This window comes from Pseudomonas sp. LF020, assembly GCF_053456425.1.
Genome location: NZ_JBRFIX010000001.1, coordinates 600088 through 619641, shown reverse-complemented (window position 1 = coordinate 619641; position 19554 = coordinate 600088). Strand labels below are relative to the sequence as shown.

At 61.2% G+C, this 19554-nt stretch carries 12 protein-coding genes and 1 riboswitch; of the genes, 2 read left to right on the top strand and 10 right to left on the bottom strand.

All coding sequences use genetic code 11. The features are described 5' to 3' along the window. Window positions 1-26 precede the first annotated feature (26 nt). From ACU680_RS02870 to ltaE, 3 genes are all read right to left on the bottom strand, one after another. Window positions 27-1268, bottom strand: a complete 1242-nt coding sequence (locus ACU680_RS02870; protein ID WP_448178602.1) for an aspartate kinase — start codon at window positions 1266-1268, stop codon at window positions 27-29. Between the two features lie 90 nt (window positions 1269-1358). After that, the gene (alaS, locus tag ACU680_RS02865) at window positions 1359-3977 is read right to left on the bottom strand and encodes an alanine--tRNA ligase (protein WP_448178601.1); all 2619 of its coding nucleotides are present in this window, start codon (window positions 3975-3977) and stop codon (window positions 1359-1361) included. Between the two features lie 146 nt (window positions 3978-4123). After that, window positions 4124-5128, bottom strand: a complete 1005-nt coding sequence (gene ltaE, locus ACU680_RS02860) for a low-specificity L-threonine aldolase (RefSeq protein ID WP_448178600.1) — start codon at window positions 5126-5128, stop codon at window positions 4124-4126. 223 nt (window positions 5129-5351) lie between these two features. Next, window positions 5352-5523: riboswitch (FMN riboswitch) on the top strand. 101 nt (window positions 5524-5624) lie between these two features. On the opposite strand from ltaE, the gene ACU680_RS02855 reads away from it, so the two are divergent. Continuing rightward, a complete protein-coding gene (locus ACU680_RS02855) occupies window positions 5625-6134 on the top strand; it encodes a 6,7-dimethyl-8-ribityllumazine synthase (protein ID WP_367085428.1) in 510 nt (169 codons plus the stop codon). Between the two features lie 130 nt (window positions 6135-6264). Here the strand turns inward: ACU680_RS02855 and astE are convergent, their stop codons facing one another. From astE to ACU680_RS02820, 7 genes are all read right to left on the bottom strand, one after another. After that, window positions 6265-7275: a succinylglutamate desuccinylase gene (gene astE / locus ACU680_RS02850; protein WP_202368786.1), complete on the bottom strand. Its 1011-nt coding sequence runs from the start codon at window positions 7273-7275 to the stop codon at window positions 6265-6267. Between the two features lie 12 nt (window positions 7276-7287). Continuing rightward, a complete protein-coding gene (locus ACU680_RS02845) occupies window positions 7288-7575 on the bottom strand; it encodes a topoisomerase II (protein WP_367085429.1) in 288 nt (95 codons plus the stop codon). Window positions 7576-7631: 56 nt separating this feature from the next. Beyond that, entirely contained in the window at window positions 7632-8978 is a 1347-nt protein-coding gene (astB, locus tag ACU680_RS02840; protein ID WP_367085430.1) for an N-succinylarginine dihydrolase, read from the bottom strand. A 162-nt stretch (window positions 8979-9140) separates the two neighbouring features. Next, a complete protein-coding gene (gene astD, locus ACU680_RS02835) occupies window positions 9141-10610 on the bottom strand; it encodes a succinylglutamate-semialdehyde dehydrogenase (RefSeq protein ID WP_448178718.1) in 1470 nt (489 codons plus the stop codon). Further along, on the bottom strand, window positions 10607-11632 hold the full coding sequence (gene astA, locus ACU680_RS02830; protein WP_367085431.1) for an arginine N-succinyltransferase: 1026 nt from the start codon (window positions 11630-11632) through the stop codon (window positions 10607-10609). Before astA ends, astD begins: the two co-directional genes overlap by 4 nt. Before the next feature lie 51 nt (window positions 11633-11683). Further along, the gene (gene aruF, locus ACU680_RS02825; RefSeq protein ID WP_007951057.1) at window positions 11684-12703 is read right to left on the bottom strand and encodes an arginine/ornithine succinyltransferase subunit alpha; all 1020 of its coding nucleotides are present in this window, start codon (window positions 12701-12703) and stop codon (window positions 11684-11686) included. Between the two features lie 252 nt (window positions 12704-12955). Continuing rightward, entirely contained in the window at window positions 12956-14176 is a 1221-nt protein-coding gene (locus ACU680_RS02820) for an aspartate aminotransferase family protein (protein ID WP_448178599.1), read from the bottom strand. Between the two features lie 309 nt (window positions 14177-14485). Between ACU680_RS02820 and ACU680_RS02815 the strand changes: the two genes are divergently transcribed. Beyond that, window positions 14486-19531, top strand: a complete 5046-nt coding sequence (locus tag ACU680_RS02815) for a dermonecrotic toxin domain-containing protein (RefSeq protein ID WP_448178598.1) — start codon at window positions 14486-14488, stop codon at window positions 19529-19531. Window positions 19532-19554: the final 23 nt, after the last annotated feature.

Genomic DNA, 19554 nt, shown 5'->3' with positions numbered 1-19554 from the left:
CAGACCGCGCCCTTCAGATGACCGGATTACTCGCCCTGACGGGCCGGCGCGTCCAGTTCGAAAGCCGTGTGCAGGGCGCGCACGGCCAGTTCCAGGTACTTCTCCTCGATCACTACGGAAACCTTGATTTCCGACGTCGAGATCATCTGGATGTTGATGCTTTCTTTCGCCAGGGATTCGAACATGCGGCTGGCCACGCCTGCGTGGGAACGCATGCCGACGCCGACGATCGAGACCTTGGCAATCTTGGTGTCGCCCACCACTTCCCGGGCACCGATCTCGCGAGCGGTGTTTTCCAGCACGGTCTGTGCGGCCTGGTAGTCGTTGCGGTGCACGGTGAAGGTGAAGTCGGTGGTGTTATCGTGCGCAACGTTCTGCACGATCATGTCGACTTCGATGTTCGCGGCACTGATCGGGCCGAGAATCTTGAACGCCACGCCCGGGGTGTCTGGCACGCCACGGATGGTCAGCTTGGCTTCATCGCGGTTGAAAGCGATGCCGGAAATGATCGGCTGTTCCATGGTTTCCTCTTCATCAATAGTAATGAGGGTGCCCGGACCCTCCTTGAAGCTGTGCAGTACGCGCAGCGGAACGTTGTACTTGCCGGCGAATTCCACCGCACGGATCTGCAGCACCTTGGAACCGAGGCTGGCCATTTCCAGCATCTCTTCAAAGGTGATCTTGTCCAGTCGCTGAGCGACCGGCACCACACGCGGGTCAGTGGTGTAGACACCATCGACGTCGGTGTAGATCTGGCACTCATCAGCCTTCAAGGCAGCCGCCAGTGCCACGCCCGTGGTGTCGGAACCGCCACGGCCGAGGGTGGTGATGTTGCCGTGCTCGTCGACGCCCTGGAAACCGGCGACAACCACCACGCGACCCGCTTTCAGATCACCACGAATCTTCTGGTCATCAATCTGCAAGATACGCGCTTTATTGTGCGCACTGTCCGTCAGGATCCGCACCTGATTACCGGTGTACGACACCGCCGGCACACCGCGCTTGATCAGCGCCATGGCCAACAGGGCAATCGTCACCTGCTCACCGGTGGAAACGATCACGTCCAGCTCACGCGGAACCGGTTGCACGTCGCCACTGATTTGCTTGGCCAGATCGATCAGACGGTTGGTTTCGCCGCTCATTGCAGACAGCACAACCACCAGGTCTTCGCCGGCATCGCGGAATTTCTTAACCTTGTCGGCGACCTGCTCGATTCTCTCGACAGTACCGACCGAGGTGCCTCCAAATTTCTGTACGATCAAAGCCATTTCAAAGCCGCCTCTGCCCATGAAGGGCGCCCAATAATCACTCGAACAGCCGCCGGGCCCGCCACTAGACTGCGGGTCCGGCGGGCCGTCTTATAAACCCTGCTCGACGAATGGAACGGTCAGCGCCAGTGCGCCATCCAGTGCGCCGGCGTCGACACCGCCGCCCTGCGCCATGTCCGGACGACCACCGCCCTTCCCGCCCACTGCCGCAGCAGCCTGTTTCATCAAATCACCGGCTTTGAGTTGGCCAGTCAGGTCCTTGGTCACGCCTGCAACCAGTACGACCTTTTCCTCATGGACACTGCCGAGCAGGATCACTGCGCGGCCGAGTTTGTTTTTCAGCTGATCGACCAGCGCCAGCAGCGCCTTGCCGTCCTGACCATCCAGACGTGCGGCCAGAACCTTCACGCCTTTGACGTCGACTGCCGAGTTCGACAGATCGTCGCCCGCGGCGCTGGCGGCCTTGGCCTGCAACTGCTCGAGTTGCTTTTCCAGCGCGCGGTTGCGCTCCAGCACAGCCGACAGCTTGTCGATCAGATTGTCGCGGCTACCTTTGACCAGGTTGGCCGCTTCCTTGAGTTGTTCTTCAGCAGCGTTCAAGTAGGCCAGTGCCGCAGCACCGGTGACTGCCTCGATACGACGCACGCCCGATGCCACACCGCCTTCGCTGATGATTTTCAGCAGGCCGATGTCGCCGGTACGGTTGGCGTGGATACCGCCACACAGCTCGACGGAGAAATCGCCGCCCATGCTCAGCACGCGCACGTTGTCGCCGTACTTCTCGCCGAACAGCGCCATCGCACCTTTCTGCTTGGCGGTTTCGATGTCGGTCTCTTCGGTTTCAACCGCGGAGTTCTTGCGGATCTCGGCGTTGACGATGTCTTCCAGCGCCTTGATCTGCTCAGGCTTGATCGCTTCAAAGTGGCTGAAGTCGAAGCGCAGACGCTGGCTATCAACCAACGAACCCTTCTGCTGAACGTGCTCGCCCAGTACCTGACGCAGCGCAGCGTGCAGCAGGTGCGTGGCCGAGTGGTTCAGCGAAGTCGCGTGACGCACCTCGGCATCGACGTGGGTTTCCACTGGCGCGCCGATGGTCAGGCTGCCCGAATCCAGCACGCCGTGGTGCAGGAACGCGCCGCCGGTCTTGGTGGTGTCACGGACGTCGAAACGCGCGCTGCCCGCCTGGAGGAAACCGCAGTCGCCGATCTGACCGCCGGACTCAGCGTAGAACGGCGTCTGGTTCAGCACGATCACCGCCTCTTCGCCTTCATTCAAGACGTCGACCGACTGGCCATCTTTATAGATGGCGACGATTTTTGCCGAACCACTGGTGTCTTTGTAGCCGGTGAACTCGGTGGCCACATCCACCTTGACCAGGGTGTTGTAGTCCAGACCGAACGAGCTGGCGGAACGCGCACGAACACGCTGGGCTTCCATTTCACGCTCGAAGCCGACTTCGTCGACGGTCAGGCCGCGCTCGCGAGCGATGTCGGCCGTAAGATCCATCGGGAAACCGTAGGTGTCGTAGAGTTTGAACACCACGTCGCCCGGCACCACGGTGCCTTTGAGTTCCAGCAGATCCTGCTCGAGGATCTTCAAACCGTGCTCCAGGGTCTTGGAGAACTGCTCTTCTTCGGCCTTCAGTACGCGTTCGATGTTGCTCTGCTGCGACTTCAGTTCCGGGAAGGCTTCGCCCATCTCGGCGACCAGCGCAGCCACGATCTTGTAAAAGAAGCTGCCGGTGGCGCCCAGCTTGTTGCCGTGACGGCAGGCGCGACGAATGATCCGGCGCAGCACATAACCGCGACCTTCGTTGGACGGCAGCACGCCGTCGGCAATCAGGAAGCCGCAAGAACGGATGTGGTCGGACACCACTTTGAGCGACGATTGATCGCCATTTTCGCAACCGATCGCTTCGGCCGAGGCCTTCAGCAGGTTCTTGAACAGGTCAATGTCGTAGTTGGAATTGACGTGCTGCATCACCGCACTGATCCGCTCCAGGCCCATGCCGGTGTCGACCGACGGCGCTGGCAACGGATGCAACACGCCATCGGCGGTGCGGTTGAACTGCATGAACACGTTGTTCCAGATCTCGATGTAACGGTCGCCGTCTTCTTCCGGCGAACCCGGTGGGCCGCCCCAGATGTGGTCGCCGTGATCGTAGAAAATCTCGGTGCACGGGCCGCACGGGCCGGTATCGCCCATGGTCCAGAAGTTGTCGGACGCGTAAGGCGCACCTTTGTTGTCGCCGATGCGGATCATGCGCTCCACCGGCACGCCGATTTCTTTGGTCCAGATGTCATACGCTTCGTCGTCGGAGGCGTAGACGGTGACCCAGAGTTTTTCCTTCGGCAGTTTCAGGACGCCGGTCAGGAAGGTCCAGGCGAAGGTAATCGCGTCGTGCTTGAAATAGTCACCGAAGCTGAAATTACCGAGCATTTCGAAGAAGGTGTGGTGACGAGCGGTATAACCGACGTTTTCCAGGTCGCTGTTCTTGCCACCGGCACGCACGCACTTCTGGCTGCTGGTTGCGCGGGTGTACGCGCGCTTTTCCTGGCCCAGGAAGCAGTCCTTGAACTGGTTCATCCCCGCGTTGGTGAACAGCAGGGTTGGGTCGTTGCCCGGAATCAAAGAGCTGGAGGCTACACGGGTGTGGCCTTGCTCTTCGAAGAAGCGAAGGAAGGCTTCACGGATTTCTGCGCTTTTCATTAGGTTCTTCCACGGAGGCTGCGGCCAAAGGCCTGTACGAAACGTCAACAGACGAAACGACGGCAAAGGGCCGCATTATATCGGCCCTTCGCGCGGGGTACAGCGTGTTTATACGATAGTAACGGTCAATTGGACGGCTAACGCTGTCACTTGCGCGAAAACTCGACGAATGTCGCGATCACTTGCTCGATTTGCGAGCGACTGACGTCCATGTGCGTGACCATGCGCAAGCGCGCCGCGGCGCTCAACTTGATCCCGCGTTCGGCGGCAAACGCCTTGAGCGCTTCAGCCTGATCGCCCATTTGCACGTAAACCATGTTGGTCTGCACCGGCTCGACGCTGAACCCGGCTTCGCGCAAGCCTTCAGCCAAAAACTGCGCGTTGGCATGGTCATCCGCCAGGCGCTCGACGTGGTGATCCAGCGCATACAGCCCCGCCGCTGCCAGCAACCCGGCCTGACGCATGCCGCCGCCGACCATTTTGCGCAGGCGGCGGGCCTTGCCGATCAGATGCTCAGTGCCACAGAGCACCGAACCGACCGGCGCGCCAAGGCCTTTGGACAGGCACACGGACACCGAATCAAAGTACTGAGTGATTTCCCGTGCATCGACGCCCAGCTTGACCGCCGCGTTGTACAGGCGCGCGCCGTCGAGGTGCAGTTGCAAGCCTTTATCCTGAGTGAATCGGCGCGCTCGGGCCAGATAATCCAGCGGCAGCACTTTGCCCTGCATGGTGTTTTCCAGCGCCAGCAGACGGGTACGGGCGAAGTGGAAGTCATCGGGTTTGATCGCCGCCGCGACCTGATCCAGATCCAGCGACCCGTCGGCCTGCAACTCCAGCGGTTGCGGCTGGATCGAACCGAGTACCGCCGCGCCACCGCCTTCGTACTTATAGGTGTGCGCCTGCTGGCCGACGATGTATTCGTCGCCACGTTCGCAGTGCGCCATCAGTCCCAGCAGATTGCTCATGGTGCCGGTCGGCACGAACAGCGCGGCGGCGAAACCCAGACGCTTTGCCAATTCCGCCTCCAGACGATTGACCGTCGGATCTTCGCCGTACACATCGTCACCGGTGGCCGCCGCAGTCATCGCGTCGAGCATGGCAGGAGTCGGTTGGGTGACGGTGTCGCTGCGAAGATCGATAACGCTCATGAACCTGGCCTCGGAGTCAGCAGGGGAAATCCCTTTTGGAAGGTGAATTACTGCGGTCATGGCGCGGATTAATCAACCCTTGAGCGAGTAAAAAGGCACTTATTCCTTGAGAGGGCACAACCCTGTGGGAACGCCGCCCGGAACAAGCCCGCGCCCACATGGTTCTGTGCAAGGCCGGAAAATATGTGATAAAAACGCTGCGCCGCCCGACAAAGGGCGGCAAAAACGTTCTCAGGGCGGGGTGCAATTCCCCACCGGCGGTAATTGCGCGCAATGCGCATAGCCCGCGAGCGCTTGGCGACGAACACGGCAAAGGCTGTGATCGGCGGCAAGGTCAGCAGACCCGGTGTGATTCCGGGGCCGACGGTCATAGTCCGGATGAAGAGAGAACGGGATTGACACCAAAGGGCCGCCCGCGCGCTTGTGTGCTCGTGCGTACCCTTGAATCCCTTTCGATTCATAACGCCCTGTTTTTCACACAAACAGGAGTCAGAACATGCAACCCACCGCTATCGACAGCAAAACCAAACACCCTCACGGCGAGCGCGTTGCGTTCATCCAGGCCTGCTGGCACAAGGAAATCGTCGACCAGAGCCGTAAAGGCTTCGTCGCCGAGATGCTGGCCCAGGGTTATCAGGAATCGGACATCGATTTCTTCGAAGTCGGCGGCGCCTTTGAAATGCCCCTGCACGCCAAGTTGCTGGCCAAGACCGGTCGTTACGCCGGTATCGTCGCCGCAGCCCTGGTGGTGGACGGCGGCATCTACCGTCACGAGTTCGTCGCCCAGTCAGTGGTCAGCGGCCTGATGCAGGTGCAGCTGGAAACCGAAGTGCCGGTGTTCTCGGTGTCCCTGACCCCGCACCACTTCCATGCCGGTGACGAACATCAGAAGTTCTTCTTCGAACACTTCGTGCACAAGGGTCAGGAAGCGGCGCGCACTTGCGCGGATACGTTGCAGAAGGTTCGCGCGCTGCGTCGCACAGAGCCGCGTGCAGTCGCCGTCTGATCCAAATGCAAAACCTGTAGGAGCTGTCGAGTGAAACGAGGCTGCGATCTTTTGATCTTCTAAGAAAAAAGATCAAAAGATCGCAGCCTTCGGCAGCTCCTACAGGGCTTTTTGTCAGATGAGGATGGCGTCAGGCGAGGTTTTCGTCGGTGGCTGGCACGATCAGGATGCCCGCGCGCAAGCCGTTCTTGACCTTGGGATTAGGGAAGATGATCCGCGCGCCCTCCTCCTCGATGACCCAGCGGGTATTGGCCAGGTCTTCGGCCAGCACATAACCCACATCCAGTTCGGAAAAGTTCTCGATGTCCGCCGGCAGGTTCAGGCGGAATGCATCGCTGTGCTTGATGATTTCCCGGGCGACGCTGAACAGCTGCAAACCATCCAGACCTTCTGCAGCCAGATCCGGCTCATTGCCTTCGATGATCTGCTTCAGACGGGTTTCCAGACGTGAAACATCCACCCCTTCGTTCTGTCCGAACGGCCGTGCCTTGCCCAGTTCCAGGGTGAAAGCCTCGGCACCGAGCTTGTCGTAGGTGTAGGAGCTGAAGACGATCGACGGCTTGTTCTGCAGCAGTACCGCTTCCATGCCGGCAGCGCGTAAACGTGCCAGTTCGCGGCGCGAATGCTGACGACCGTCCTTCCACGGGTACAGCGCGAACTGTTCGATCTTCGAACCACGAATGGCGGTGTGCAGGTCGTAGTGCAGACGCTGACGGTCCGGCAGGCTGAAGAAACTCGCCGCCAGGCGTTCCAGCTCGCAGGCGCGGATGGCTTCGGAACCGCTGGTTTGTTCATGCCGGCCGTTGAACAGCCGATTGACGTCCTGCTCGACGAAGCGCTCGCCCTTGCGGATCGCTTCGGGGTTGCCGAACAGGAACAGAATGCGTGCACGCGGCTTCAGATCGCCGCGAGCGATGTCATGCAGCAGCCGGTCGAGCAACTCGATCGGCGCTGTTTCGTTGCCGTGGATACCTGCCGACAGCAGCAGGTCCAGGCCATTGTCACGCGCTTCGGGCGGCCGGACTTCCAGCGCACCCTCGCTCAACCAGCGCATGCGCACGCCTTCGACAGTCAGTTGAGTCTTCTCCGCCGGTTCGCGGCCGGCGAGGGTCAGTTCAAGCAGTTTGCCGAGGGCGAGCATAGAGCGGTTTCCTTAGTGATCGTGGTTGCAATCCGGGCCGTGCACGTGATCTTCGTCGCCGACTTCAGCCGGTTCCATTTCCAGTTGCAGACTTACCAGATTAGTTGCCAATGGGCGCAGCAGGAGGTTGGCGTACTCTTCGTCACCTTCCTCGACGTCCACACCGATCAACAGCTGGCCACGGCCGTCCTGCTGGATCCACAGCTCTCTGCCTTGCCACATGACCGCGACGCGGGTGCAGGAAGTTTCCAGTTGCTTGCCGTCGGTGTCTTCAAGGATCAGCTGCAGGGAATCGCTCATGTTTTTACTCTCTTGGGGAGACAAGCCGCGCGCCGCGTTCGGCGACGCGCCGGTCATCAATTGATCTGGAAGGGATAAACCGCGCCCAGTTTAAGGATTTGCGTCAGTTCATCCAGTGCCGTCCGGCATTCAAGCAGCAACTGCGGGTCCGCCAGATCGCTTTCGCTCAGGCGGTCGCGGTAGTGCTTTTCAACCCATGCGGTCAACGAACCGTACAACGGGGCCGTCATGATAACCCCTGGGTTGACCGCCGCCAGCTCGGTTTCGTTGAGCGCGACGCGCAGTCGCAGGCACGCCGGGCCACCGCCGTTCTGCATGCTTTGCTTGAGGTCGAAGACTTTGACTTCGCGGATCAGACCGCCGGAGCTGGTCAGACCTTGCAGGTAGTTCCACACGCGTTCGTTGCCACGGCATTCTTCCGGCACGATCAGCAGCATCGAGCCGTCAGGACGCGACAGCAACTGGCTGTTGAACAGGTAGGAGCGCACCGCGTCGTCCACGGTGACCGCCGAACGCGGCACGCAGACCGACTGGAACTTGCCGCCAACCTTGGCCAGTTTGCCCTGCAGCTCGGCCAGCATCTGCTCGGTGTCGAGGAACGCGTCCTCGTGATAGAACAGCACCTCGCCGTTACCCACCGCGATCACGTCGTTGTGGAACACGCCCTGATCGATCACCGCCGGGTTCTGCTGCGCGTAAACCACGCCTTCATCACGCAAACCGTGCAGACGCGCCACCGCTTGCGAGGCTTCCAGGGTCTGGCGCGCCGGGTACTTCTGCGGCGCCGGGTAACGGGTGTCGAACGCACTGCGCCCGAACACGAAGAACTCGACACCGGCCTCGCCGTACTCACGGCAGAAACGCGTGTGGTTGGCCGCGCCTTCGTCACCGAACTGCGCCACCGCCGGCAACGCGGCGTGGTGGGCGAAGTGTTGCTGATCGGCGAACATCGCACCGAGCACACGGCTGGTGGTCGGGTGTTCGATGCTGCGGTGGTATTTGCAATTGAGGTTGGCGGCGGTGAAGTGCACGCGGCCATCAGCGGTGTCGGCACTCGGGCTGACCGTGGCGGCGTTGGCCACCCACATGCTCGACGCCGAGCAACTGGCGACCAGCAGCGGCATGGCTTCTTTCGCGGCGCGCTCGATCACTTGCGCGTCGGTGCCGCTGAAACCCAGACGGCGCAGAGCGGCCACGTCCGGACGCTCCTGCGGCGCCAGCACGCCTTGCTGAAAGCCCATTTCCATCAGCGCTTTCATTTTCGCCAGACCTTGCAGCGCCGCTTCCTTCGGGTTCGAAGACTGCTGGCTGTTGCTCTGGGACGCAACGTTGCCGTAGGACAGACCGCCGTAGTTATGGGTCGGCCCCACTAGACCGTCAAAATTGACTTCATAGGATTTCATCAGCGAGGCTCCACGAGAATCTGTTGTTATAGGCTTCAGTAACTATTCTTTAAGACCGCGGCGCGGCCATCGCTGGCAAGCCAGCTCCCACAGTGATCGCGTCGTACACAAAATGTGTGAACGCCTGCGATCCTGTGGGAGCTGGCTTGCCAGCGATAGGCATCACACCATTTTCACGCCAGGCGTCAGGGCAGCCGGCAACACCAGGCTCGGCGTTTCCAGCGAGGCCACCGGGTACGCGCAGTAATCCGCCGCGTAGTAGGCGCTGGCGCGATGGTTGCCCGATGCACCGACGCCGCCGAACGGCGCGCTGCTCGCGGCACCGGTCAGTTGTTTGTTCCAGTTGACGATACCGGCGCGGCTTTCCAGCCAGAACTGCTGATAACGATCTTCGGAATCCGACAGCAAACCCGCCGCCAAGCCGTAAGCGGTGTCGTTGGCCTCGCTGATCGCCGCAGCGAAATCGGCGTAGCGAATCACCTGCAGCAATGGGCCGAACAGTTCTTCGTCCGGACGCTCGGCCACGGCGGTCACATCGAGAATGCCCGGAGTCAGCAACGCCGATTGCGCTTGCGGCTGAGTCATCGCCAGCAGCGACACCGCGCCATTGGCCAGCAGGTGTTGCTGGGCATCCATCAGCGCTTTCGCCGCGCCGAGGGAAATCACCGAGCCCATGAACGGCGCGGGTTGCTGATCGAACGCACCGACTTCGATGGTCGCGCTGACTTCCACCAGACGCTTGAGCAGGCTGTCGCCCCACGCGCCTTGCGGCACCAGCAGACGACGGGCACAGGTGCAGCGCTGACCGGCGGAGATGAAAGCCGACTGAATGATCGTGTACACCGCTGCGTCCAGATCAGCCACTTCATCAACTACCAGCGGATTGTTGCCGCCCATTTCCAGCGCAAGAATCTTGTCCGGACGCCCGGCAAATTGCTGATGCAGGTGATTGCCGGTGCGGCTGGAACCGGTGAAGAACAGACCGTCGATGCCCGGGTTCGCCGCCAGCGCGATGCCGGTTTCACGCGCACCTTGCAGCAAATTCAAAACGCCGGCCGGCAGACCGGCTTCGATCCAGCACTTGACCGTCAGCTCGGCGACTTTCGGCGTCAGTTCGCTTGGCTTGAACAGCACACTGTTACCGGCCAGCAGCGCCGGCACGATGTGGCCGTTCGGCAAGTGGCCCGGGAAGTTGTAAGGGCCGAATACCGCCACCACACCATGTGGCTTGTGGCGCAGTACGGCGGTGGCGTCGCCCAGCGGGCCGCTCTTCTCGCCGGTACGTTCGCGGTAGCTCTGCACCGAGATCGCGATCTTGTTGACCATGCTGGTGACTTCGGTCGCGGCTTCCCACAGTGGCTTGCCGGTTTCCTCACCGATGGTGCGGGCCAGCTCGTCGCTGTGGTTTTTCAGTGCCGCAGCGAAAGCTTCGAGCACGCTGATGCGCTCGTCCAGCGAACGCCGCGCCCATCCCGGAAAGGCCTGACGCGCTGCCTGCACGGCCGACTCGACCTGAGCGGCAGTGGCGCCCTCCCCCGACCACAGCACTTGCTGGGTCACCGGGTTTAGCGACTGAAAGGCTTCGCCCTGACCGGCCAGCCATTCACCTGCGATGTATAGCGAATTCATTATTTCGACTCCCGAGCAGCGGACAACGCCACGGCGCGCACTTGATCACCGGCGTTGAGTTGAAGACGTTTGGCGGTCAGCGGATCGACCACCAGCGTGCCGGCAGCCAGACGGGCCGGCGCAGCAGTGATGCGGCAGTCTTCGCGCTTGCGGTTATGGATGATGAACGGCGTGGCGTCATCGCCCGGCGTACCAATCGCCAGCACCAGCGCTTCGCTGTCGCGGACTGCGCGGATCTTGCTGGTTTCGCATTCGATGGCCGGGCCGGCGTCGAAGATATCGACGTAGCCCTGATAGCTGAAACCCTCGCCCTTGAGCATCGCCAGCGCCGGCTCGGTGTCGGGGTGTACTTGACCGATGACGTTGCGCGCATCCGGCGACAGGAAGCAGGTGTACAGCGGGAATTTCGGCATCAGTTCGGCGATGAACGCCTTGTTGCCAACGCCGGTCAGGTAATCGGCCTGACTGAATTCCATCTTGAAGAAGTGCCGACCGAGGCTCTCCCAGAACGGCGAGCGTCCGGCTTCATCGGAGACGCCGCGCATCTCGGCGATGATCTTGTTGCCGAACAGCTCAGGGAACTCGGCGATGAACAGCATGCGCGCCTTGGACAGCATGCGGCCGTTCAGACCGCTGCGGTAATCGGCGTGCAGGAACAGCGAGCACAGCTCGGAGTTGCCGGTCAGGTCGTTGGCGAGGAACAGCGTCGGAATCTCGCGATAGATGTTCAGCTCTTGCGAGGCGCTGACCGTCAGGCCGACGCGGAAGTTGTACCAAGGCTCGCGCATGCCCACGGCACCGGCAATGGCGGAAATCCCCACCACACGACCGTTGTCGTCTTCGAGCACGAACAGGTAGTCCGCATCGCCACGGCCGGCTTCGCCGCGAAAGGTCTTCTCGGCCCAGCCGACCCGGTGAGTCAGGCGTTCTTCGTTGGCTGGCAAGGTGGTCAGGCCGGTGCCGGTGCTGCGGGCCAGGTCGATCAGCGCGGATAAATCGCTGCTGCGTACGGGACGAACAATCATGCTATCTCCTCAAACGGGCCGCCTTCGCCACCCGTGAAACTCGCTAAGGCGTTAAACCGCCACCAGGCGCACGCTGGCACCTTCACCGACGCCGAGGGCTTCGGCTGCTTCCAGATCCAGGGTCACCGGTTTGCCCGGCGCGTAGTCCAGTTCCAGCAGCACCGCGCGGTAATCCTGCAACTGCGCGTTGGCCACCAGATACTGGCGCCCGGCGCCTTTGACCGGCTCGCCGATCTTCACCGGCACTACGCGGCTCTGCGCGATCGAACGGATCCCCGAAACACGCGCATGCAGGGTCGGGCCACCGTCGAAAATGTCGATGTAATGATCGGTCTCGAAGCCTTCGCGCATCAGGATGTCGAAGGTGATCTGCGCACGCGGGTGCACCTGGCCCATCGCTTCCTGAGCGGAATCCGGCAGCAGCGGCACGTAGATCGGGTAATGCGGCATCAGTTCGGCGAGGAACGTGCGGCTCTTCAGGCCACACAGGCGCTCGGCCTCGGCGTAGTTGAGGTCGAAGAAGTTGCGCCCGATTGCATCCCAGAAAGGCGAGTCGCCGTTTTCGTCGCTATAGCCGACGATCTCGGTTACCACCGAATCAGCAAAACGCTCCGGGTGGCTGGCGACAAACAGCAGGCGGCCACGCGAGTTGAGCTCGGACCACGGCGACCCCACCAGCTCGCGCTGCACGTAGAAACTGGTCAGCAAGCTGTTGCCGGTCAGGTCGTGGCATTGCGAGAGCACGTGGATCTTGTTGTGGATCTTCAGCTCGCGGGACGCGTGGACGAAAGTCTCGTTACGGAAGCTGTAGAACGGCTCGGAGTAACCGGCCGAGGCGACGATCGCCGAGCAGCCGACCAGTTTGCCGGTGGCGGTGTCTTCGAGGACGAAGAAGTAGCTCTCTTCACCGTTGAAACTCACTTCGGCAGCAAACGAGGCTTCGCTCGCAGCGATCTTGTCGCTCAGACGTTCCACGTCATCCGGCAAGGAAGTGACACCAATCGGACTGTCCGCAGCCAGACGCTGTACCTCGCCCAGATCAGCCATTTGCGCAGGGCGCATCACCAGCATGGTGTCACTCCTTTCTCTTATAAAAATCACAGAAAAAACACCGGACATTGTGGGAGTGAGCCCTGTGGTGAGGGGATTTAGCGAAACGTCGCACCGCCCCGATGGGTTGCGCAGCAGCCCCAAGATTTTGGGGGCCGCTTCGCTGCCCATCGGGGATAAATCCCCTCACCACAAAGGCTGACTCCGACAGTTGAATCTGTCCGGTATCAAAATTGGGTTCGACGCCCGAATCCTCAGGCGTCGAAGGGTCTATCAGGCTTGCGTCAGTGCAGCAGCCGCGCGTTCGAAGCGGTCCAGACCGGCATCGATATCGGCGTCTTCCACCACCAGGCTCGGGGCGAAACGGATCACGTCCGGGCCGGCCTGCAGAATCATCAGGCCTTCTTTTTCAGCGGCGTTGAAGATGTCCTTGGCCTTGCCTTTCCAGGCATCGCTCAGCACGCAACCGATCAACAGACCGAGGCCACGCACCTGAGTGAACAGGCCGTACTTCTCGCCGATCTGCTGCAGACGGGTCTTGAATTTGTCGTGCTTGGCGTTGACGCCGTTCAGCACCTCAGGGGTGTTGATCACGTCGATCACCGCTTCGGCAACCGCGCACGCCAGCGGGTTGCCGCCGTAAGTGGTGCCGTGGGTGCCGACGACCAGATGTTTGGCCAGCTCTTCGGTGGTCAGCATCGCCGCGATCGGGAAACCACCGCCCAGGCTCTTGGCGCTGGTCAGGATGTCCGGGGTCACGCCGTAATGCTGATAGGCGAACAGGTGACCGGTACGGCCCATGCCGGTCTGCACTTCGTCGAACACCAGCAGCGCGTTGTGCGCGTCGCACAGTTCACGGGCACCTTGCAGGTAAGCCAGTTCGGCCGGCAGCACACCGCCCTCGCCCTGGATCGGTTCGAGCACGACCGCACAGGTCTTGTCGGAAACCGCCGCTTTCAGCGCGGCCAGATCGTTGTAAGGAACGTGAGTGATACCGGTGATTTTCGGACCGAAACCGTCGGAGTACTTCGACTGGCCACCGACGTTGACGGTGAACAGAGTACGACCGTGGAAGCTGTTGAGCGCGGCGATGATTTCGTACTTCTCGCTGCCGAAACGGTCGAACGCCACGCGACGGGCCAGCTTGAACGCGGCCTCGTTGGCTTCGGCGCCCGAGTTGCAGAAGAACACGCGCTCGGCGAACGTGGCGTCGATCAGCTTGTGCGCCAGGCGCAGGGCCGGCTCATTGGTGAACACGTTGGACACGTGCCACAGCTTGTTCGCCTGCTCGGTCAAGGCACCGACCAGCGCCGGATGCGCGTGGCCCAATACGTTTACGGCAATCCCGCCGGCGAAGTCGATCAGCTCGCGACCGCTCTGGTCCCAGACGCGGGAGCCGGCGCCACGCACCGGAATGAAAGCGGCAGGCGCGTAGTTGGGAACCATTACCTGGTCGAAATCGGCGCGTTGTACCGCAGCGTGCTCAACGGACATCGGAGTCTCCTGAAGAGGAACACCCGCCTGAAACTGGCGAGCGATGGGGGGATTGTAAGGACAGTTTTCAGCCCGGCCTTGCCGCCAAGCGACAACTTCTTATAGCGCAAACCCCGGATTTTCCCGGGTTTACGGCAATGCGACATATAGCGTCGCAAAGGCGCAGTTTAAACTGCACGCCGTCATTTGCGCAGACGTACCGGGGATCTTAATCAAGAGAGTTTTGTGGCGTGCGGTATATATGTACCGCACATCGAATCAATGGCTGGTGTTTGCTACTGACCTTTTCCAGGCAAACGGCCTCATCCCATGATTCAAGAAACCACACCCGCCCTCGCGACGCTGCCCGACCCACTGCTGCGACCCCGGCAGGACGCACACTACCAACCGCTACTCCAGGCCATCCCGACATGGCTGAGCCAGGCGGCGGCACACAAGCGCGCGGCTTTGAAACGGGCCAGTCCGCTACTGCCCCCCAGCCTCAACCAGGCATCACGCACCGAGCATGCAAAACTGCGCGCGCTGAATGCCGCGCACTGGACCGCACACAACCGCGTCGAACGAAGCCTTGCCCGACTGCAAGACGCCAGAACCTTCGCCGAACCACTGCTGCGCGCCGAACTGGAAAAGCGCTTTGGCTTGAACCTGGATGTCAGGCAGACCTTCCTGCGCCTGTATCTGCCCGACCATGTTCCGTGGCTGCGCATCAAATCCGGCGCCGCACGCACCTGGACCGTCTCGTTGCTGGACGCCGCGCTGCACAATTTTGAGAGCAGCGAGACCGCCGCTGACGCCTTTGAGTCCGCCTCAGGTTATATCAGCCAGCCCTCCCCCGAAGGCCGGTTCAGCGTGCTGCCGAACATCCTCAAGGCGATGCCGATCCCTGACTTCACCCGCCTGTGTCGCGAACTGGATATCGGCCGCCGCTATTACACTTATCTGCAAGACAACCTGGGCGTCAGCAATCCGTTGGTTGCCGCCGTGTTGCAACCACAGGTTTGCGCCAGCGACAAAGCCGCACTGGTCGCCGCCCTGCAAATGGCCTATATGCAAAAGCTGCTGGGAGCCGATGTCCATCGGCTGATTCTCGGGCTGCTCGAGGGTTTGCAGCATTTGCGCCTCAATCGGCAGGCGTGGCAGTGCCATGCGCTGACGATGATGAAAGTCAGCCTGACCGGCATCGTACTGTTCGCCCCGAATCTTGAAGCAGCACACGCAGCAGCGCGAGTTGTGGTTTACATTCCCGATGACCCGCAACACCCGGTCAAGGAGTACGCCAGTTCCGCTGCCTTCGCTGAGGAGCTGGCGCAACGCTTGCGCGATCCGGACTATCAGATCTTCTTCAGCCGTTTCATCGACCATGCCGAGCGCGGAGCTTTCTTCGGTCAGTTACAGTCGCTGCTTAGCCCCGTCACTTGGCAACCCGTGCCGGCCGGCGATCCACGCCCGACCTGGCGCGAGCATCCGGCCGCGCGACCTTTTCTGCAGATCGTCGCGACCCCGATCCAGGGTGAGCTGTGGGTATATCTCTACCAACGCAAGCTCGACAAAATGCTCAACGATGCCCGCGCCATCGCCGTCTCGACAGCCATGGTCGATCGCAAGGCGCGCTGGGCACTCTGGGATGCCTTTACGGACATCGCACAGGCACTGCTCGATATCGCCGTGTTCGTCGCCTTGCCATTTGTGCCATTTCTCGGCGAGCTGATGCTCGCCTACACGGCCTACCAACTGCTCGACGAGACGTTCGAAAGCATCGTCGACTGGGCCGAAGGGCAATCCCGCGAAGCGTTCGCGCATTTGATCGGTGTCGTGGAGTCCATGGTGCAGGTCGGCACTTTCGCCGCTGGCGGCGCGATCGCCGTCAGCGAGTTTCGCGCGGTTTTACCTGCCGATGTCGTCCAGTTTATCGACCGCTTTATTCCGGTGAAGGCAGCCGATGGCAAGCCCCGCTACTGGAAACCCGACCTGCGCCCTTACGAGTGGCCCGGCACGCCGCCCAAAGACGCCAGAACCGATGCGCTGGGCCTGCAAGCCCACCAGGGCAAGAACCTGTTGGCCCTCGAAGACAAGATGTATGCCGTCAGCCTTGATGCCGAAACGGGCGCCTATCGCATCGACCATCCGACGCGTCCCAAGGCTTACAAACCCGCACTCAGGCACAACACCGCAGGCGCCTGGCAAACCGAAATTGACCAGCCACTGGGTTGGGATCGCGCCACTGTGCTGAGCCGCAGCAGTGCGCAGATGCAGCGCCTTCCCGCCGCTCTGCAGGAACGACTGCTGAATATCAGTGGCTGCGAGGAAAACACCCTGCGCCAGATGCACGTCGAGCGCGAACAGTTGCCACCCTTACTGAGTGACACGCTGCTGCGCTGGCAGATCGATCAGGACATTCAATTGTTCATCGAGCAGATCGGCAGCCCGCATGCCGAGAATTACCTCAAGGCCGACCCCGCCACCCAACTGCAACTGCTTTTCGACAACGGCGACTGGCCTGCTGACCAAGGCCTGCAACTGATCGACCGTCAGGGCAGAACATTGTGGCGCAGCCCTGTCGTCGATGTGCCCTTCGTACAAATCGAGGGCTCACGACTGGACGGTGGCGACCTGCTCAAGACCTGCCTGCAACGCCTGACAGAATCGCAACGAAGGACGCTGTTGAGCGAAGCACTGCATACGCCCGCCCCCTCGGCCGAAGTCCGCGCAAACCGCTTGCGGCGCACCGTCGCCGAGCTGGCACAGCGCAAACGCCAAAACCTGTTCGAGGATCGGTATCGCCAATTGCAGCGGGGCGCCAGCCCGCTGGTACAGGTACTGATGGATGCCGAACCCGGCCTGCCGAAGGCGTTGGCGCAGTCGATACTGGAAACCGCAAGTGACGGCGAATACCTGCAATTACAGCGTGGAACACTCTCCGAAAGACTGGTCGCTCTGACGCAGGAAACGGGTCTGCAAGTGCGCACGACTCGAGCCCTCGAAGGACTGGAGCTGCAAGCGACGATCAATAATCTGGATACCGATCGGCTGGCCCTCCATTCGCTGCCACGCTTGCCGGGCTGGTCGCCGTCGATCCGACTGGAGCTCAGGCACTACAGCCATAGCGGGCCACTGATCGACAGCCTCGGCGCACAGGACGCGCTCACTCGCAAAGTGCTGGTACTCACTGAACAGGGCGACTATCAGCCGTTCGACGCTACCGGTGAGTCGCTCAGCGTGCCGGGGTCTCTGTATGCGAGCCTGTTGCATGCTCTGCCCGACGCACAACGTTCGGCGCTGAACATTCACATCACGCAAGATCTGCTGCTCAGGCAACTGATTCGTGACCACGCGCTCGACCGTCAAGCGTTGCTGGAACTGTTCTCGCAAAACCCGATTCGCAAACACGCCTACGATCCAACGGTGATGCGCCTGCGTGGCGGAACCAGCGGCTATCGACGCATGCCCGTCAACACGCCAACACTGCACGCCCATGCCCACTGGCTGCTGCCGCACCTGCTGCCCGAGGAGCTCAACGCATTCGTCGAGCGTCTGCAACGCCATCCGGACGGCCCGCGAGTGGAGTTGAGCCGTCTGATCGCTGAACGCAGCCGCCTCGGCGAGGTTCTGAATTCGTGGGCCGAGGGGATTCCCCTGGTTCATCCGGAGACCGGCGCCCGCCTCAACACCGAGCAACATGCGATCCAGCGCCATCGCCGACGGCAGATGCTGGTCGACATTCTGGACTGCTGGAAACAGCAGGTTTGCTTGCCGGAGAACACCGATCAGACCATTGATCTGCGCCTGTCACAGCCAATCCTGGGAGAGCTGCCAGCGCTGGAGGTGAACTTCAGTCACGTGGACTACCTGACCATCGAGGGTGTCGGCAGCACTCAGGGCGTGCAGCGTTTTCTGGACAGTTTCTCCGGCCTGCGCCGTCTGGCGCTGCGCAACTTCCAGCTCGGCGACCTGCCGGAGGCAGTCAGTCGCTCACCACAACTGCGCGAGCTGATTCTCAGCGACTGCGGCATCACCCTGACCGCCGAAAGCCAGGCAACGCTGGCGGCGCTGAACCAACTGAAAACTCTCGACCTGTTCAGGAACCCGCTCGGACTCACGCCCAATGTCGAAAAAATGCCCCGGCTGAATTACATCGATGTGTCGGAGACCGGCATATCCGAACTGCCAACCGGCCTGCTCACGCGCCCGCAATTGCGTACCGCGCTGCTCAACGACAATCAGATCCGGTCATTGCCTCCCGCCCTCTTCAAGCTGCCCAGCAATGTTCCGGAAGGCTTCGATCTGAGCGGCAACCCGATCGCCAGCACAGACCGGGAGCGCGTCAAACGCCACTTCAACGACACCCGACAGGACTTCGGCGTAATGGCCGAACAAGCTGATTTGCTGCGCGTACAGACGCTGTACACGCACATGGATCGGGAACAGGCCAGTGAGTTCTTTTATCTGCTACCTGGCGACCTGGCCGAGGGGCGAGTCGAACTTGCACGACTTGAGCGGGAATACAGCGACTTGAGTAGCCACCTCGACACCTGGGCGATCGACCATCCGGCCCTGCACCCGATCAGTGGCGAGCCCTTCACGATTGAGCAAGTGCTGAATGAGCACGCCGCACGCAACGAATTCAAATCGCTCATCGAGCAGTGCTGGCGCCGGGAAACCGAGCAGGACGATCTGGATCAGAACCTGCAGCCACTGCATGACTTGAACCTGACGACCATCATCAGCGGCGACTTGCCAGTGCTCAATGCCGACTTCAGCCATGTCACCCATCTGTACCTCAGAAGCCTGCCGGGCCAGACGTTTGGAGTGGACAGGTTTGTCGAGACGTTTGCCAGCCTCCGGGGACTGACGATTTACCAATATCGACTGGAACACATTCCGCCGGCGGTGTTTCGCATGGCTGACCTGACCTATTTGTCGCTCTCACAGTGCGAGCTGACGCTCACGCCGCAAAACGCCCTTGAGCTTGCGCAAATGGAGCGCCTCGATCATCTGGACTTGAGCGACAACCCGTTGGGCGAGACGCCGGATGTCAGCCAGATGACCAACCTGTCAACGCTGATGCTGGACAACAGCGGCATTACCGGTCTGCCGCCGGGCATGCTGCAACTCGAACATCTGGAAATCGCCGACCTGAGCGACAACGCAATCACCCAGGTTCCCAGCGATATTCTGGAGTTGCCAGAAGAGCGTGCGGAAAAATTCAGCCTGCGGGGCAATCCGCTCTCTGAGCTCAGCCTGCAACGGCTGATCGCCTACTTCCGAAAACACCGCATCGATTTTGGCGTGGAAGCCGTCATCGAACGGGCAGAAATGGAGGTGTCCACGTCCGAAGATTCGGGGGTCGATGAGTGACGTTCCGTGGGGGGGCCGCCGGG

Excerpts from the sequence above, each read along its gene's own strand:
- ACU680_RS02870 (WP_448178602.1), bottom strand. The coding sequence starts at position 1,268 with ATGGCTTTGATCGTACAGAAATTTGGAGGCACCTCGGTCGGTACTGTC.
- alaS (WP_448178601.1), bottom strand. The coding sequence starts at position 3,977 with ATGAAAAGCGCAGAAATCCGTGAAGCCTTCCTTCGCTTCTTCGAAGAG.
- ltaE (WP_448178600.1), bottom strand. The coding sequence starts at position 5,128 with ATGAGCGTTATCGATCTTCGCAGCGACACCGTCACCCAACCGACTCCT.
- ACU680_RS02855 (WP_367085428.1), top strand. The coding sequence starts at position 5,625 with ATGCAACCCACCGCTATCGACAGCAAAACCAAACACCCTCACGGCGAG.
- astE (WP_202368786.1), bottom strand. The coding sequence starts at position 7,275 with ATGCTCGCCCTCGGCAAACTGCTTGAACTGACCCTCGCCGGCCGCGAA.
- ACU680_RS02845 (WP_367085429.1), bottom strand. The coding sequence starts at position 7,575 with ATGAGCGATTCCCTGCAGCTGATCCTTGAAGACACCGACGGCAAGCAA.
- astB (WP_367085430.1), bottom strand. The coding sequence starts at position 8,978 with ATGAAATCCTATGAAGTCAATTTTGACGGTCTAGTGGGGCCGACCCAT.
- astA (WP_367085431.1), bottom strand. The coding sequence starts at position 11,632 with ATGATTGTTCGTCCCGTACGCAGCAGCGATTTATCCGCGCTGATCGAC.
- aruF (WP_007951057.1), bottom strand. The coding sequence starts at position 12,703 with ATGCTGGTGATGCGCCCTGCGCAAATGGCTGATCTGGGCGAGGTACAG.
- ACU680_RS02820 (WP_448178599.1), bottom strand. The coding sequence starts at position 14,176 with ATGTCCGTTGAGCACGCTGCGGTACAACGCGCCGATTTCGACCAGGTA.
- ACU680_RS02815 (WP_448178598.1), top strand. The coding sequence starts at position 14,486 with ATGATTCAAGAAACCACACCCGCCCTCGCGACGCTGCCCGACCCACTG.